Annotated in this window: 15 protein-coding genes; 12 read left to right on the forward strand and 3 right to left on the reverse strand. The window is 51.0% G+C overall.

The window, feature by feature from the left end; genetic code table 11:
• The first annotated feature begins 161 nt into the window (after positions 1–161).
• The 7 genes from FIV45_RS01265 (at position 162) to FIV45_RS01295 (ending at position 6,732) form a co-directional block, all read left to right on the forward strand.
• Positions 162–962, forward strand: a complete 801-nt coding sequence (locus tag FIV45_RS01265) for a DUF3450 domain-containing protein (RefSeq protein ID WP_099472693.1) — start codon at positions 162–164, stop codon at positions 960–962.
• Entirely contained in the window at positions 959–2,338 is a 1,380-nt protein-coding gene (locus tag FIV45_RS01270) for a MotA/TolQ/ExbB proton channel family protein (protein WP_099472691.1), read from the forward strand. Before FIV45_RS01265 ends, FIV45_RS01270 begins: the two co-directional genes overlap by 4 nt.
• A gap of 2 nt (positions 2,339–2,340) precedes the next feature.
• Positions 2,341–2,868 carry a MotA/TolQ/ExbB proton channel family protein gene (locus FIV45_RS01275; RefSeq protein ID WP_099472689.1) on the forward strand — a complete coding sequence of 176 codons (528 nt, stop codon included), beginning with the start codon at positions 2,341–2,343 and terminating at the stop codon, positions 2,866–2,868.
• 10 nt (positions 2,869–2,878) lie between these two features.
• Positions 2,879–3,280, forward strand: a complete 402-nt coding sequence (locus FIV45_RS01280) for an ExbD/TolR family protein (protein ID WP_099472687.1) — start codon at positions 2,879–2,881, stop codon at positions 3,278–3,280.
• Positions 3,281–3,889, forward strand: coding sequence for an energy transducer TonB (locus FIV45_RS01285; protein ID WP_099472684.1), 609 nt, complete (start codon positions 3,281–3,283; stop codon positions 3,887–3,889).
• Positions 3,890–3,901: 12 nt separating this feature from the next.
• Positions 3,902–5,311, forward strand: coding sequence for a tetratricopeptide repeat protein (locus FIV45_RS01290; RefSeq protein WP_165776999.1), 1,410 nt, complete (start codon positions 3,902–3,904; stop codon positions 5,309–5,311).
• Between the two features lie 203 nt (positions 5,312–5,514).
• Positions 5,515–6,732, forward strand: a complete 1,218-nt coding sequence (locus FIV45_RS01295; RefSeq protein ID WP_099472678.1) for an EAL domain-containing protein — start codon at positions 5,515–5,517, stop codon at positions 6,730–6,732.
• Positions 6,733–6,818: 86 nt separating this feature from the next.
• Here FIV45_RS01295 and FIV45_RS01300 read toward each other — a convergent pair whose 3' ends face one another.
• Together FIV45_RS01300 and FIV45_RS01305 are read right to left on the reverse strand one after the other, a co-directional pair.
• Entirely contained in the window at positions 6,819–7,934 is a 1,116-nt protein-coding gene (locus FIV45_RS01300; protein WP_099472674.1) for a protein phosphatase CheZ, read from the reverse strand.
• Positions 7,934–8,320 (reverse strand): response regulator, encoded by a 387-nt coding sequence (locus tag FIV45_RS01305; protein WP_099472806.1) that lies wholly within the window; start codon positions 8,318–8,320, stop codon positions 7,934–7,936. Before FIV45_RS01305 ends, FIV45_RS01300 begins: the two co-directional genes overlap by 1 nt.
• Positions 8,321–8,528: 208 nt before the next feature.
• Between FIV45_RS01305 and FIV45_RS01310 the strand changes: the two genes are divergently transcribed.
• From FIV45_RS01310 to FIV45_RS01330, 5 genes are all read left to right on the forward strand, one after another.
• Positions 8,529–8,963 carry a MaoC family dehydratase gene (locus tag FIV45_RS01310; RefSeq protein WP_099472669.1) on the forward strand — a complete coding sequence of 145 codons (435 nt, stop codon included), beginning with the start codon at positions 8,529–8,531 and terminating at the stop codon, positions 8,961–8,963.
• A gap of 43 nt (positions 8,964–9,006) precedes the next feature.
• Complete coding sequence (locus FIV45_RS01315; RefSeq protein ID WP_099472804.1) at positions 9,007–10,002, forward strand: bifunctional riboflavin kinase/FAD synthetase; 996 nt, start codon at positions 9,007–9,009, stop codon at positions 10,000–10,002.
• A gap of 121 nt (positions 10,003–10,123) precedes the next feature.
• The gene (ileS, locus tag FIV45_RS01320) at positions 10,124–12,937 is read left to right on the forward strand and encodes an isoleucine--tRNA ligase (RefSeq protein WP_099472666.1); all 2,814 of its coding nucleotides are present in this window, start codon (positions 10,124–10,126) and stop codon (positions 12,935–12,937) included.
• Between the two features lies 1 nt (position 12,938).
• Positions 12,939–13,457 (forward strand): signal peptidase II, encoded by a 519-nt coding sequence (lspA, locus tag FIV45_RS01325; protein WP_165776998.1) that lies wholly within the window; start codon positions 12,939–12,941, stop codon positions 13,455–13,457.
• Positions 13,458–13,486: 29 nt separating this feature from the next.
• On the forward strand, positions 13,487–13,714 hold the full coding sequence (locus FIV45_RS01330) for a DUF3035 domain-containing protein (RefSeq protein ID WP_099472662.1): 228 nt from the start codon (positions 13,487–13,489) through the stop codon (positions 13,712–13,714).
• Between the two features lie 114 nt (positions 13,715–13,828).
• On the opposite strand, the gene FIV45_RS18380 is transcribed toward FIV45_RS01330, so the two are convergent.
• Positions 13,829–13,993 (reverse strand): hypothetical protein, encoded by a 165-nt coding sequence (locus FIV45_RS18380; RefSeq protein ID WP_165776997.1) that lies wholly within the window; start codon positions 13,991–13,993, stop codon positions 13,829–13,831.
• Positions 13,994–14,100 lie beyond the last annotated feature (107 nt).

A 14,100-nucleotide genomic window follows, 5' to 3' on the forward strand; every position in this document is an offset into this window, starting at 1 on the left:
GGGAGTAGCTTGATGGTCAAAATTAGTTTAAGTTTAAAGAAGTTTTTCTTTATGGCTTTAAGCTATGCTCATCTTAAAATTTTAAAGCTATTTTTCTATTCATTAACGGCCATTTTAAATGGCGCAAACTTAACAACTCAAAAAAAGCTGTAGGAAGAATAATGATTAAGCATCGAGTTAGAACTGTCGTTCTTTCCGCCGTTGCTGCGGGTGCCCTTGTAATGGGTGCAGGTAGCGCGGGTGCCACTGATTTGGAAGACATTCTGGAAGTCGGAGTGAAAGCCAATCAGGTCGCACAACAATCACAGGAAAAAATCAACAAGACCGTTGATCAGACTGATAAACTTATCGGTCAGTACAGAGGTGTCTTGAGAACGATTGAAGGTCTGCGTATTTATAACGCACAGCTTCAGCGTCAGATTGACCTTCAGAATGTTGAAATGGGCAAATTGTCCAAATCCATTAAAGGCGTGACTGAAATCAAGCGTCAGATTACTCCATTGATGATGAAAATGGTCGATGCTTTGGATGAGTTTATCGAGCATGATCTGCCGATTAAAAAAGCTGAACGTATTGCCGGTATTGAACGTCTGCGCGAGCTGATGGACAATCCGAATATCGACGCATCCGAAAAATTCCGGAGCGTATTTGAACTGTATCAGATCGAAAGTGAATACGGTCGTGCGGTTCAGGCTTACACACAAAAAGTCAATGTTGGCGGCAACGAACTGGAAGTGGACATGCTTCACATCGGTCGTGTGGCGCTGGTGTATCAAACCCGTGACGGTAAACGGTCCGGTATGTGGGATAGAGAAAACGACCAGTGGATGGAACTGGACGATTCTTACCTGAAACCAATCCGTAAGGCATTGTCGGTTGCGAAAAAAGAAGCTGCTGCTGATACGCTCCTGAGATTGCCCATTACAGCACCGAAGCCTGCTACGATGGAGACAGCAAAATGAGAAAATTAGTTAGTGTAATCATTGCTGTTGCTATGGCCGGATTCGGCTCAACGGCATTCGCGCAATCTGCTGCACCAGAAGCGAAAAACCTGGATGAGCTTCTTGAGCTTGTCAAACAGGGCGCTTACCAGCAAAATCAGGAAAACAAGCGTCGCGAACGTGAGTTCGTCGAGCAAAAATCGCAACAGGCAACTCTGTTGGCCAATGCCCGCAACACCCAGAAACAGGAAGAGCGTCGCTCTGATCGTCTGGAAGCGGAATTTAAAGCCAATGAAGACAAAATCTCAAAACTGGAAGAAGAACTGTCTCATGAACTCGGCGCTCTGAAAGAGCTGTTCGGTGTTCTGCAGCAGGTTTCCGGTGATGCGAAAGCCGTTTTCAACGGGTCCATTATTTCCGCCCAGTTCCCTGGTCGTGAAAAATACCTGAATGATCTGATTGCGAAAGCTTCCAGTTCTGAACTGCCGACCATCGATGAAATCGCCGGTCTGTGGTTTGAAGTTCAACGTGAAATGACTGAATCCGGCAAGGTTGTGAAATTCAACGCCGATGTTCAGTATCCAAGCGGTGAAATTGAGAACAAAGAAGTTGTCCGTGTTGGGACATTTAACCTGATTTCCGGTGGTAAATATCTGGAATGGCGTGCTAAATACCAAAATATTGCTGAACTTCCTCGTCAACCAAAAGATCGTTTCCTTGAAACGGCAGCTGGTTTGCAGGCGGCAGATTCCGGTATCGCACCATTCGCACTTGACGTCTCTCGTGGTACCATCCTCGGTCTGTTGATTCAGGATCCAAGCATCCTCGAGCGTATTGATCAAGGTGGTATCATCGGTTATATTATTATCTATGGCCTTGGTCCTCTCAGCCTGCTGCTGATCATCGTTTCCGGTCTGACATTGCTTGTCACACGCGGAAAAGTGAAAGCGCAAATCCGCAGTGATGAGGTGAACGAGAATAACCCGCTGGGTCGTGTTCTGAGTGTTTATGACAACAATAAATCTGTTGATGTGGAAACACTGGAGTTGAAACTGGATGAAGCCATCCTGAAAGAAACACCATCTCTTGAACGCTTCCTGACCATGATCAAAGTGATCGCCGCGGTTGCCCCTCTTATGGGTCTGCTTGGTACGGTGACCGGTATGATCAATACCTTCCAGTCTATGACACTGTTTGGTACGGGTGATCCGAAGCTGATGGCCGGTGGTATCTCACAGGCGCTTGTTACCACTGTTCTGGGTATTGTTGTTGCCTTGCCAACCATCTTCCTGCACTCAATCGTAGCAGGATGGAGCAAAGACATCATTCATACTCTTGAAGAGCAGAGTGCTGGTATCATCGCCGTCCACGCGGAACAGGGTCAAAAAGGAGCCTGATCATGTATGAGCTGATAGATGCATTTGAAAATGTGCGGGATTTTATGGAGAAGGGGGGACCTGTTCTCACCGCGATATTCATCATCATCTTTCTGCTTTGGGCTTTGGTGTTCGAACGTATGATGTACTTCAGAACCGGACACCGTAAACAAGTGAATGAGGTAATGGCAAGCTGGGAGGCGCGCTCTGAGCGCACCTCCTGGTACGCCACCCAAATTCGTGAAGCCATGATCAGTCAGGTGACCATGGATCTAAGAAGTAATCTGTCATTGATTAAGACATTGGTGGCGATTTCGCCACTGATGGGACTTCTTGGAACCGTATGGGGTATGATTGAGGTTTTCGATGTTATGGCAATTCTGGGCAGTAGTAACGTTAAGGCCATGGCGGCCGGCGTTTCTAAAGCCACTATTCCGACGATGGCCGGAATGGTTGGGGCCCTTTCCGGCGTGTTCGCGTCTTCCTACTTGGAAGGCCGGATGAACAAGGAAGCTGAATTGCTCGAAGACCATTTAACAAAAGATCATTGAGAGAGTAGATATGCGTAAACACGCTGCAAAACAAAGTGATGATGCTGAAATTGATATGACACCGATGCTAGACATCGTGTTTATCATGCTCATCTTCTTCATCGTTACCGCCTCCTTCCTGAAGGAAGCCGGTATCGATATCAACCGCCCGGATGCTTCCACAGCTGTGAAAGCGGATAAGGCGAATATCATGATCGCGGTAAGCGAGAAAAACGAAGTCTGGATGGAGAAACGTCGGGTTGACGTGCGGGCGGTACGGGCCAATGTGGAACGTCTGCGGGCAGAAAACCCCGAAGGTTCTGTCGTCATCCAGGCAGATGTTGACGCCAAGGCTGGTGTCGTCATGGAAGTGGTTGACGCGGTCCGTATGGCCAATGTCAGTGACTATGTGGTAGCGACGAAAGAGAATTAGATGATCGCACGCTATTCACTCGCAACCATATTCGCGATCCTGATCACCTTCTCCCTTTTCTGGGGCATGCAATATCTTATTGCCCTGGACAGTAATGCGAAAAAGGAAAAGATTGAAGGTCAAAAGGTCGAGATTGGCGAAGTGCGGCAAGCTCAGGAAATTGAGCAGAAGATCCGCAAACCCGATAAGCCCGAGGAGGCTGATACCCCCCCGGAGACTCCAGAAATGGATATGGATACCAATATTGACAATGTGAATACCGGTATAGAAATTGGCATGGCACCCGTTACCGCGGAAGTGAATGTTTCAGGGGGCGGCGGTTTCGCCGCCAGCGATGGCGACTATCTGCCCATCGTGAAAGTGGCTCCGGTTTATCCGCGTCGCGCTCAGGAACGCGGTCTGTCCGGTTATGTTATCGTGGAATTTACGGTGACAAAACTGGGAACGGTTGTTGATGCCAAAGTCGTCGAGAGCACAAACTCTGTATTTAACCGCAATGCCATCAAGGCGGCGTTGAAATTTAAATACAAGCCAAAAGTTGTCGATGGTGAACCCATTGACGTCGCAGGTGTTTTGCATAAAATCACCTTTGAAATGGCTGAGGACTAGAGGAGTATGAGCATGATAACGATGACTAAACTTACCAAGACCCTCGTGTCAGCTACGGCTCTTTGTGGTGTAATGACATTGGCCTCCCTGTCCCCGGCATTGACCGGGGGCGCGGGGCAGGCTTATGCCGCGACCGACAAGGAAGACCGGAAATTTGAAGACCGGAAAACACGCAGGACTCCGGCCCTGAGTGAAAAAATCTATAAAGTTCTGGGTAAGGCTCAAGAGCAGGCTGATGTGGAAAACTATCCGGCTGCCCTGCAAATTCTTGAGGAAGACCTGGGGTCGAAGGTTGACAAGCTCAATTCTTACGAACGGGCGCAATATTACAATTTCAAAGGCTTTCTTTACTACAGTCAGGAAGATTATCCTAACGCTTTGAAGGCTTATGAAAATGTTTTGCGCCAGGAAAACCTGCCTGCCGCCATGGAAGATACGACAGTTTACACCATGGCCCAGTTGTACTTCATTCAGGAGGACTATAAAAAGTCCATCGAGATGATGAACCGCTGGATGGAGTATCAGCCCAACCCGACCGCCCAGCCTCTGGTGCTTTTGGGGCAGGCCTATTACTCTCTTGGTACGATTGAAGGTGTTTCGAAGGCGGAAGCCGTCCGCAATTTCAAGAAGGGTATACCATATATTCTTCAGGCGATTCAGCTCTACGAAGATGCAGAGAAAGAACCGAAAGAGAACTGGTATCTGTTGCTTCGGGTGATGTATTTCGAAATGCAGGACTATCAGAAAGTTGTCGATATTCTGGAAATTCTGGTCAATAAATGGCCGAAGAAAGAATATTGGCTTCAGCTTGCCGGCATGTATGGCGAGATGGCTTCTGACGAGAAAGATGAGAAAAAACGTCTAGCGCTTGAAAAGAAGCAATTGGCAACATATGAAACGGCTTATCGTCAGGGGTTCTTGCAAAAGAGCAGCGAACTGGTCAATATGTCCCAGCTTTATCTTTACCACGAAACCCCTTACTGGGCGTCCGTGGTTCTGGATAAGGGGCTGAAAGATGGCATGATCGAAGAGACTGAGAAGAACTATGAAAATCTTGCTCAGGCCCGGATCAACGCCCAGGACATGCGTCCTGCTCTCGCGCCGCTGAAAAAAGCTGCTGAAATGTCCGAGGATGGCGAGTTGTATCGCAAACTTGGTCAGGTTTATATGCAGCTTGACGAGTATGAGAATGCAGCCAAATATCTTGGTCTCGCCTTGAAAAAAGGCGGATTGAAACGCCCGGACAAGGCTGCTGTCTATCAGGCGATGTGTTACTTCAATCTGGGTCAGCTGGACAAGGCGCGCGAGGCTTTTGAAGTCGCCGCCAAGGACAAGCGTACTCGGAAAGAAGCCCGACGCTGGATACGCGCTCTGGCGAAAGAGCAGCGTCGTCTGGACCAGATCAAGGAATTCCTCGGCTAAGCCAGGTCCTTGAGAAGGCTACTGAAAACATATAAAAAGCAGGGCGGTCAAGTGGCCGCCCTGCTTTTTTTTATCGGGATAAGTTCTGAGAAGTCTTGTGTGTTATTTCAGACTATTCTATCGTAGGCTAAAATCTTGGAATGAGATAAATTCTATTGAGGACATAAAGGCTGGCTTTTCGACAACAGCCTTCGGGATAGTTTATGACATTACTTGCACATATCATGATTTCGACGACCTATGCTCTCATCGCAACGCTTGTAGGTTTTGTGCTGCCGCGGATTTTCGTTTCACTTGATACGACAGAAGGACTGATAGCCGCGAGTGTGGTTTTTCTCATCGGGGTGCAGCTGCATTGCATGTATATCTGGAAATTTGGCAAAACAGATACCGTTAACCGGCTGCTTGCGCTTCATCAGGATTATCAGGTGACGATTGATCGCCTGGAGGAAAACAAACGCGAACAGGAAGCGTTGCGCGAACAGGTCTATAAAGCCGGGAATGAAAAAGACAAAGAGATCATTTCCGAAATGCATGTCCTGCAGACGCTGTTGAACCAGGTGATCGAAAAATCTGGTAAATCCCTGGAGCACCGGGTGGATCAGGCGCATGCTCTCGAAGGGGCGAAACAGTCCGGCAAGAAGATCTTTCAGCCAGATCTGCAAGAGCTGGAACGGAGCGACGGCGAAGTCCTGAATATCATGCATCATGCGTTGGAAGGAAACCGGGTTGATCTGTATCTGCAGCCGATCGTCGCCCTGCCGTCCCGCCGGGTGGTGCATTATGAATCCTATAGCCGGGTGCGGGACGATGAGGATAATGTTATCTTTCCATCGCAATATCTGCGCCTGGCCGAAGACAGCGGGCTTGTCGGCACGCTGGACAATCTTTTGCTGTTCCGCTGTATTCAGGTTATCCGTCGTCTGGGGCCGCGTCGTCCGGACCTGCGGTTTTTCTGCAATATCTCCTCCATATCGCTGAATGATAAGGAATTTTTCCCGCAGTTCGTTGACTTTATGATGGAAAACAGCGAATTGTCGGATCGGTTGGTGTTTGAATTCGCTCAGAAGGATGTCTTGCGACAATCTTCTGGCGTTCGGCGCAGCCTGGCCAATCTGGGCCGCCGGGGCTTCCGATTCTCCATGGATCAGGTGATGGACATGAATGTTGATCTGGCGGATCTGGGGTCACGGTATTTCCGCTATGTGAAGGTGGATGTGGCGATGATTCTGGAACAGAATCTTGATATCCATCCGGACGACCTTAAAGAATCCTTCGCCCGCTATGATCTGGATCTGATTGTCGAGAAGATCGAAACCGACCAATCGATTGTCGAGATACTTGATTTCGGAATCGATTACGGTCAGGGCTTTCTGTTTGGGGAACCGCGGCTGAGTAGTGATACCCGTCTGGACCTTTAAAAGGCCCCTACGCCAGAATAGAAAAAGCCGCTGACCAGAAGGTCGGCGGCTTTTCGGATTTTGTCAGTAGGAACGGATGGTTTGTTTTAGGAAAACAATGCGTCGATATCTGACTGGGTGGTTTTCTCTTCCGCTTTCGGGCTGAGTCCGGCGGCGGCGTCTTCTTCATATTCGACGGGCTTTGGCAGTTTGGCCTTTGACTTGTCAGCGGCCCGGGCCTCGGCTTTGCGTTTCTTCGCCTGCTCGATGAGATTAAGTTCTTTTTCTTCTGGCGGTTCCGGTTCATCAGCAGCTTTGGTTTCAGGTTGCACTTCTTCCGGGGAAGCCGCGACAGGACTTTCCGGTTCCAGTTCAGAAACCGCCGGCTCGTCTGTGTCCGCGGGGGCGCCATCAAACATAAAGTCGATGTCATCCGCACTGGAATTTTCTGTGACGTCTTCCTGGTCCGCTGTGGGGGCAGCAGGGGCGTCTTCAACGACGTCCTCTGGGGCGCTCTCCGCAGCGGTTTCTGGAGCTTCCTCGGCAACGGGGGCTTCTTCGGGGCTTTCCGAAGAGCTATCGTCGTCCTGCGTACCGTTCAGCAAGCTGTCGATTTCACTCTGGTCAATGCCTTCCCCTTCCAGGGCGGGACCATTGAGCAGGGCTTCATCCTCTGATCTCTCATCAGCGGGTTTGGCCTTGTCGCCTTCGATAACCCCGAGAATATTGATCAGTTTGGCGACGCGGTCTTCCACATGTTCAAGTGTGCTGACCACCTTGCTGATTCTCTGGCCTGTGATGTCCTGGAACGAACAGGCTTCAAAGATCTGCATAACGGCATCATTGATGGTTCCGGTATAGGCGTCCATGTCGCTGGGGTCAGCTTCCATGATGCGCTCTGCGGACTCCATGATGGAATTTGTCGCGCTCTCGGTTTGTTCGACGATCGCTTCGAGTTCCAGTCCGGCCCGGGGGATTTTTGCGGAGTCACTATGTTCTGGCGACAGAGAGGCAATTTCCTGACGAGCATCATCCATATAGTCGGCGAGAGACTGACATTCCTGATATATGGTCAGGTCGATCGACTTGAAATAGCTTTCAAGGGATCGCATCAAAATCTCTGTCAGCGCCGCGACATCAGGCAGGGAGACCGAATGATGGTCGCCATTGCGCAGGCGGTCCACCAGGGGACCGATATGCTCCGGTAAAAGCCCGTGACCCATTAGAATTCTCCAAGTACGCTGGACAGCTTCTGCTTCAGGGTTGCCGCGTTGAAAGGCTTCACAATATAATTATTCACGCCAGCTTTTTTGGCCGCGATCACATTGTCGGTTTTGGACTCCGCCGTGACCATGATGAAAGGTGTCTTTTTCAGCATTTCGTCAGCGCGGACTTCTTTGAGCAACTCATAACCGGTCATGGGTTCCATATTCCAGTCAGAAATAATGATGCCGTAATTTTTAGACCGCATTTTATTCAAGGCTTCGGCGCCGTCACTGGCTTCATCTACGTTGTTGAAACCGAGTTGTTTCAACAGATTCCGAATAATCCGCAACATTGTTTTATAATCGTCCACGATCAGGACGGGCATTGCTTTATCTACAGCCATAATTTTTCCGTTTACATAACTAAAATACATTGTTTTCGGCAAGGTGGGGTTAACCACGTTTTCCTTGCAACTATTTGAAGCTATCCCAATCCTTTAAAAAAAAGGTTAATGACCTGACCATGATGTGGTTTTTTTATTTGCTTTATCGCAGCGAGGGCTTTACCCAAGATCAGAAGTGAATTTATCAAGGTAAATTGAAGGGTGTTGTATGTCGGATGTGAAAGAAGCCTGCTTTGAGGAACTGGGTCTGGGCCAGTCCTGTGTGACCCATAACCGGGTGACGGAAGAAGATATTATTAAATTCTCCGAAGTTACGGGGGACGTCAACCCCATTCACCTGGACGCGGCCTATGCGGCAGAGTCGGTTTTTGGCGAACGGATCGCCCATGGTATGATCTCGGCAGGCTATATTTCCGCTATTTTCGGCACAACATTTCCGGGACCCGGGACCATTTACTTGTCCCAGAGTCTGAAATTCAGGGCGCCGGTGAAAATTAATGATATGGTGGATACCACCGTCACGGTGACGGAACTGAATGAAAAACGCAAGCGGGTCACGCTGTCCTGCGAATGCAAGGTCGGTGATACAGTTGTTCTGACCGGGGAAGCCCTGCTGATGGTGCCGAGCCCAAAAACCGTATAACCTGGACGAGTTGATGACCCGATTGAAGGAAAAACCAGTGACCATGAAGATTTTCAGGCATTATGAACACCTGCCCGATGCGGCGAAGGGCAGTGTTGTTGTGTTGGGGAATTTCGATGGCTTTCACAAGGGCCATCAGACTGTGGTCGGTCGGGCGGGACGATTGGCGCGGGAAATGAACACCACCTTGTCTGTTCTGGTGGTCGAGCCCCATCCGCGGTATTTCTTCAATCCTGATCAGGAAGAATTTCGTCTGACCTCATTTCGCACCAAGGCGCATCTGATGGAACAATTCGGTGTCGATACTTTATTCGTTTTGCCCTTTGACCAGAAATTGTCACAGATGAAAGCCCAGGATTTTGTGCTGGATGTGTTGCGGGACGGACTTGACGCCTATCATGTCTTTGTCGGCTATGATTACCGGTTTGGCGCCGGCCGCGGCGGCAGTGCCGACGTGCTGCGACAGATGGGGCAGATGGAACAGTTCGGCGTCACGGTGGTCGAAAAGATTATGGAAGGCGATCATATTTATTCGTCGACCAATATTCGTACGGCGCTTCGGGCTGGTGACGTGCGCGGCAGCGCAGATCGTCTGGGTCATTGGTGGCATGTGGAAGGACACGTGCAGAAGGGCGACCAACGGGGACGCACAATCAATTTTCCCACCGCCAACCTGTCAATGGAAGGTTATATCAAACCTAAACTCGGGGTCTATGCCGTGCGGGTGACTATCCCCAGTGGTCCGGCAAAAGGGACGTGGGACGGGGTTGCTAATGTGGGACGCCGCCCGACCTTTGAAAAAGACGACCTGACCCTGGAAGCCCATATTTTTAATTTTGATCATAATATTTATGAACTGCCGATCCAGGTGGAATTCGTGGGGCATATTCGGCCGGAAATGAAATTTGACGGTCTGGAAACCCTGAAAAACCAGATCGCCAGGGACTGTGATACGGCCCGGGAAATTCTGGCCCGACCGGAGAATCAATCAGCCTATATTCCGGCCCCGACCCTGAAAGATCATCTTTCAGAGGAGTGAGTTTCTGTTCTCGGTCTAAAAACAGGGTCTCTCGCCCGGATTCTAGACAAAAAGCTCGACAATGCCAGCATCTCCTTGCTACAAAGTAGCATTTTTATATCCGCAAATTGTAAGTATTCAAATGACCACAGATTATCGATCGACACTTTTTCTGCCCAAGACCGACTTTCCCATGAAAGGCAGCCTGCCCAAGCAGGAACCCAAATGGCTCGCCAAGTGGGAAAAGATGGATATTTATCAAACGCTTCGTGAGAAGGGGAAGGATAATCCGGATAAGTTTATCCTGCATGACGGCCCGCCTTACGCCAACGGCAATATCCATATTGGTCATGCCATGAACAAGACCCTGAAGGACATTATCGTCCGGGCGCAGCAAATGTCCGGCAAGGACGCGCCGTATGTGCCGGGCTGGGACTGTCACGGTCTGCCGATTGAGTGGATGATTGAAAAGCAGTATCAGAAGAAAAAGATCAAGAAGGACGATATCGATCCGATCGAATTTCGTCAGGAATGTCGTAATTTCGCCGCCAAATGGGTTGAGGTTCAAAAAGTTGAATTTAAACGCCTGGGGATTTTCGGTGACTGGGACAAGCCCTATCTGACCATGAATTTCGACAGTGAGGCGCAGATCGTGCGCGAACTGCAGAAATTCCTGATGAACGGCAGCCTCTATCGCGGGTCCAAGCCGATCATGTGGTCGCCGGTGGAAAAAACGGCGCTGGCGGAAGCGGAAATCGAATATCAGGATCATACCTCTCACATGATCGATGTGGGATTTGAAGTGATCTCCTCTCCGGTTGAAGCGCTGGTAGGCGGCAAGATCGTCATCTGGACCACCACACCCTGGACCATTCCGGCCAACCGCGGCATCGCCTACGGCAAGGATGTTGACTATCAGTTGTTCGAAGTGACCGCCGTCACCGATGGCGCGCGCGTCGCCGTGGGCGCGAAGATTTCGACCTGTGATATTTTGCGCGGGGCCTTTATGGAACGCGCCGGTATTACGGCTGTGACTGAACTCGCCCGCTTCAAAGGCTCTGATCTTGAAGGCACCATCTGCCATCACCCTTTTTACGCCAAGGGCTATGATTATGACGTGCTGGTGATCGAAGGCTATCATGTGACCACCGAGGCCGGGACGGGCTATGTCCATATCGCGCCAAGTCACGGTCAGGAAGATTTCGAAGTGGGCACGGCGGCCGGTCTGCCCGCCCCCTTCACGGTGGACGCCGCCGGGGTCTATCATGACACGGTGCCGCTGTTCGCCGGGGAACATGTCTACAAAGTGCATGATCATGTCTGTGACGAGCTGAGCGAGGCCGGGGCCCTGATGGCCCGCGACACGCTGGTGCACAGCTACCCGCACAGCTGGCGCTCGAAAGCGCCGCTGATCTACCGCAACACGCCGCAATGGTTTATTTCCATGGAAGAAAACGGCCTGCGCGACAAGGCGGTGGCTGAAATTGACAAGGTGCGCTGGGTACCGGCAAGCGCCAAGAACCGCATCACCGCCATGGTCGCGGATCGTCCCGACTGGCTGTTGTCGCGGCAACGGGCCTGGGGCGTGCCGATCACGGTTTTTGTCCATAAGGAAAGCGGCGACCTGCTGAAAGACGAAGCGGTGAATGACCGTATCGCCGCCGCCGTTGAACAGGATGGCGCGGACGCCTGGTATAGCCGTCCGGCCGAGGATTTTCTTGGCGACGCCTATCAAGCGGATGATTATGAGCGTATCGAGGATATTCTCGATGTCTGGTTCGACAGTGGCTCGACCCACGCTTTCGTGCTGGAAAACCGTGACGACCTGCAGTCGCCGGCGGATCTTTATATTGAAGGCACCGATCAGCATCGCGGCTGGTTCCAGTCTTCGCTGCTCGAATCCTGCGGCACCCGGGGCCATGCGCCCTACAAGAATGTCGTGACCCACGGATTTACCCTGGACGACAAGGGCCGCAAAATGTCCAAGTCGCTGGGCAATGGCATTGAGCCGCAAAAGATCGTCGACCAGTATGGCGCGGATATCCTGCGCCTGTGGGTGACCTCGACCGACTATCTGAACGACCATCGCATCGGCAATAACATCATCCAGGGTCAGGTGGAAGCCTACCGCAAGCTCCGCAACACCCTGCGTTTTATGCTCGGCAACCTGAATGACTTCAGTGAGACCGAGAAGCTTGATGTTGCTGACATGCCGGAACTGGATCAGTTAATGCTGCACCGGCTGTATGAACTCGACAAACTGAACCGTCAGGGCATTGCCGACTTCAACTTCAACCGGATCTATACGGCGCTGTATAATTTCTGCACCGTGGATCTCAGCGCCTTCTATTTCGATATCCGCAAGGATTGTCTCTATTGCGACGGCGCATCAAGCATCCGCCGTCGGGCGACGCGGACAGTGCTGGATCAGATATTCTATGTGCTGACCAAAATGCTGGCGCCAATCCTGGTCTTTACCGCCGAGGAAATCTGGCAATCGCGTTTCCCCGATGAAAATGACAGTGTGCATCTGAAGGGTTTCCACGAGGTTCCGGCTGACTGGCGCAATGATGCGCTGGCCGCCAAATGGGAAAAAGTCCGTCGTTTACGTCGGGTTGTTACCGGGGCCCTGGAAGTGGAACGGCGTGAAAAACGCATCGGGGCCTCACTGCAGAGCCAGGTGCGGGTGTATGTCGCGGATGCGTCTTACGTTGAAGCATTGCAGGATGTGGATCTGGCCGAGCTGGCGATTACTTCCCAGGCGGAAATTACCGTTGAAGCAGCCCCCGAAGGGGCGTTCCGGCTTGAGGACATCGGCGATATCGCGGTGACCAGCAGTCTGGCGGAAGGCGCCAAATGTGAACGCTGCTGGCAGATTCTACCGACGGTGGGGCATGTGACAGGCCATGATGATATCTGTCCCCGTTGTGCCGAAGCCGTTACGGAAGCGCAATAATATGAAAGGCCTTACCAGGTTTCAATTGGGATTGACCATTGTGGCGTTGGCTTTTGTGCTTGACCGTCTGAGCAAGTGGTGGATCACGGATATACTGGAATTGCCGAAAATACAGATGGTCCAAATTCTGCCCATTTTTAACTTACAATGGGCCGAGAACCGCGGGGTGAGCTTTAGCATGTTCACGGCCGATGGAGATCTCGGGCGCTGGATGCTGGTCGGGGTGACGTTGTTGATCGTGATCGGGTTGAGCGTGTGGTTGAAATCGGCGCAAACCCGGCTTCTGGTGGTGGCGCTTGCTCTGGTGATCGGGGGCGCGCTGGGCAATATTTATGACCGGGCGCTGTTTGGTTATGTGATTGATTTCCTGCAGTTCCATGTAGGGGACTGGTCATTCGCCATCTTTAATGTGGCGGACAGTTGTATATCTGTCGGGGCTGCGTTATTACTATGGGACAGTTTCTTTGGTCCTGACACGAAAAAAGATCGATCTGAAGAAAAGACATCTGATCCGCGTTAAGAATCAGAATGCAAGAAAAGGAAAAATGAGTGCAGAATAAACTGGCAAAAATCGCCGTAATCATGGGGTTGGGCTTTGTACTGACCGCATGTTCCGGCGTGGGAAGTCCTGATGAATTCAGCGTGTTGAAAAACCCGCCTCTTGTGGTGCCGCCTGATTACCATCTGCGTCCGCCAGGGGATGACAGTGAAGTGCGTGGTGCATTTACCCCGCAGGAGATTGCAAAACGGGCGCTGTTCGGAGAGAATGGCGCATAAAGGCGGAGGGCCGGTAACGGCAACTGCCTTGTGTTCAGAAAATGCACTGGCCCTCTTCCATCGGGAAGCAGGGCCAGAGTTGTTTAGGGTTGTTTGCGGGTCTCGTGACGTGCTTTAGTGGCGTTGCTTTTTCTGGCTGAGCATCAAAGCGATGTCGCCAAGGATGACGATGGCGCCGGCCATAAAGACCGGAATGGCGTATTGTTGGGCCAGACCACTTGCGCTCGCTGTTATCAGCCCTAATCCAGCGCCAAATATAAGTCCGTTGATCAGTCTCATGATGTTTCCCTCTTGTGCTATAACCCTGGGCCAGATTTTAGCCCTTTTCCCCTGAATGGAGGCTGAATATCAGCTCCTCAGTATCCTTATTCTCAAGTCATATTATT

It is taken from the genome of Paremcibacter congregatus, assembly GCF_006385135.1.
Classification (GTDB): Bacteria; Pseudomonadota; Alphaproteobacteria; order Sphingomonadales; family Emcibacteraceae; genus Paremcibacter; species Paremcibacter congregatus.

Coding starts and splice junctions, on each gene's coding strand:
- FIV45_RS01280 (WP_099472687.1), top strand. CDS start 2,879: ATGCGTAAACACGCTGCAAAACAAAGTGATGATGCTGAAATTGATATG.
- FIV45_RS01290 (WP_165776999.1), top strand. CDS start 3,902: ATGATAACGATGACTAAACTTACCAAGACCCTCGTGTCAGCTACGGCT.
- lspA (WP_165776998.1), top strand. CDS start 12,939: ATGAAAGGCCTTACCAGGTTTCAATTGGGATTGACCATTGTGGCGTTG.
- FIV45_RS01310 (WP_099472669.1), top strand. CDS start 8,529: ATGTCGGATGTGAAAGAAGCCTGCTTTGAGGAACTGGGTCTGGGCCAG.
- FIV45_RS01295 (WP_099472678.1), top strand. CDS start 5,515: ATGACATTACTTGCACATATCATGATTTCGACGACCTATGCTCTCATC.
- FIV45_RS01285 (WP_099472684.1), top strand. CDS start 3,281: ATGATCGCACGCTATTCACTCGCAACCATATTCGCGATCCTGATCACC.
- FIV45_RS01300 (WP_099472674.1), bottom strand. CDS start 7,934: ATGGGTCACGGGCTTTTACCGGAGCATATCGGTCCCCTGGTGGACCGC.
- FIV45_RS01265 (WP_099472693.1), top strand. CDS start 162: ATGATTAAGCATCGAGTTAGAACTGTCGTTCTTTCCGCCGTTGCTGCG.
- FIV45_RS01315 (WP_099472804.1), top strand. CDS start 9,007: ATGAAGATTTTCAGGCATTATGAACACCTGCCCGATGCGGCGAAGGGC.
- FIV45_RS01275 (WP_099472689.1), top strand. CDS start 2,341: ATGTATGAGCTGATAGATGCATTTGAAAATGTGCGGGATTTTATGGAG.
- FIV45_RS18380 (WP_165776997.1), bottom strand. CDS start 13,993: ATGAGACTGATCAACGGACTTATATTTGGCGCTGGATTAGGGCTGATA.
- FIV45_RS01305 (WP_099472806.1), bottom strand. CDS start 8,320: ATGGCTGTAGATAAAGCAATGCCCGTCCTGATCGTGGACGATTATAAA.
- ileS (WP_099472666.1), top strand. CDS start 10,124: ATGACCACAGATTATCGATCGACACTTTTTCTGCCCAAGACCGACTTT.
- FIV45_RS01270 (WP_099472691.1), top strand. CDS start 959: ATGAGAAAATTAGTTAGTGTAATCATTGCTGTTGCTATGGCCGGATTC.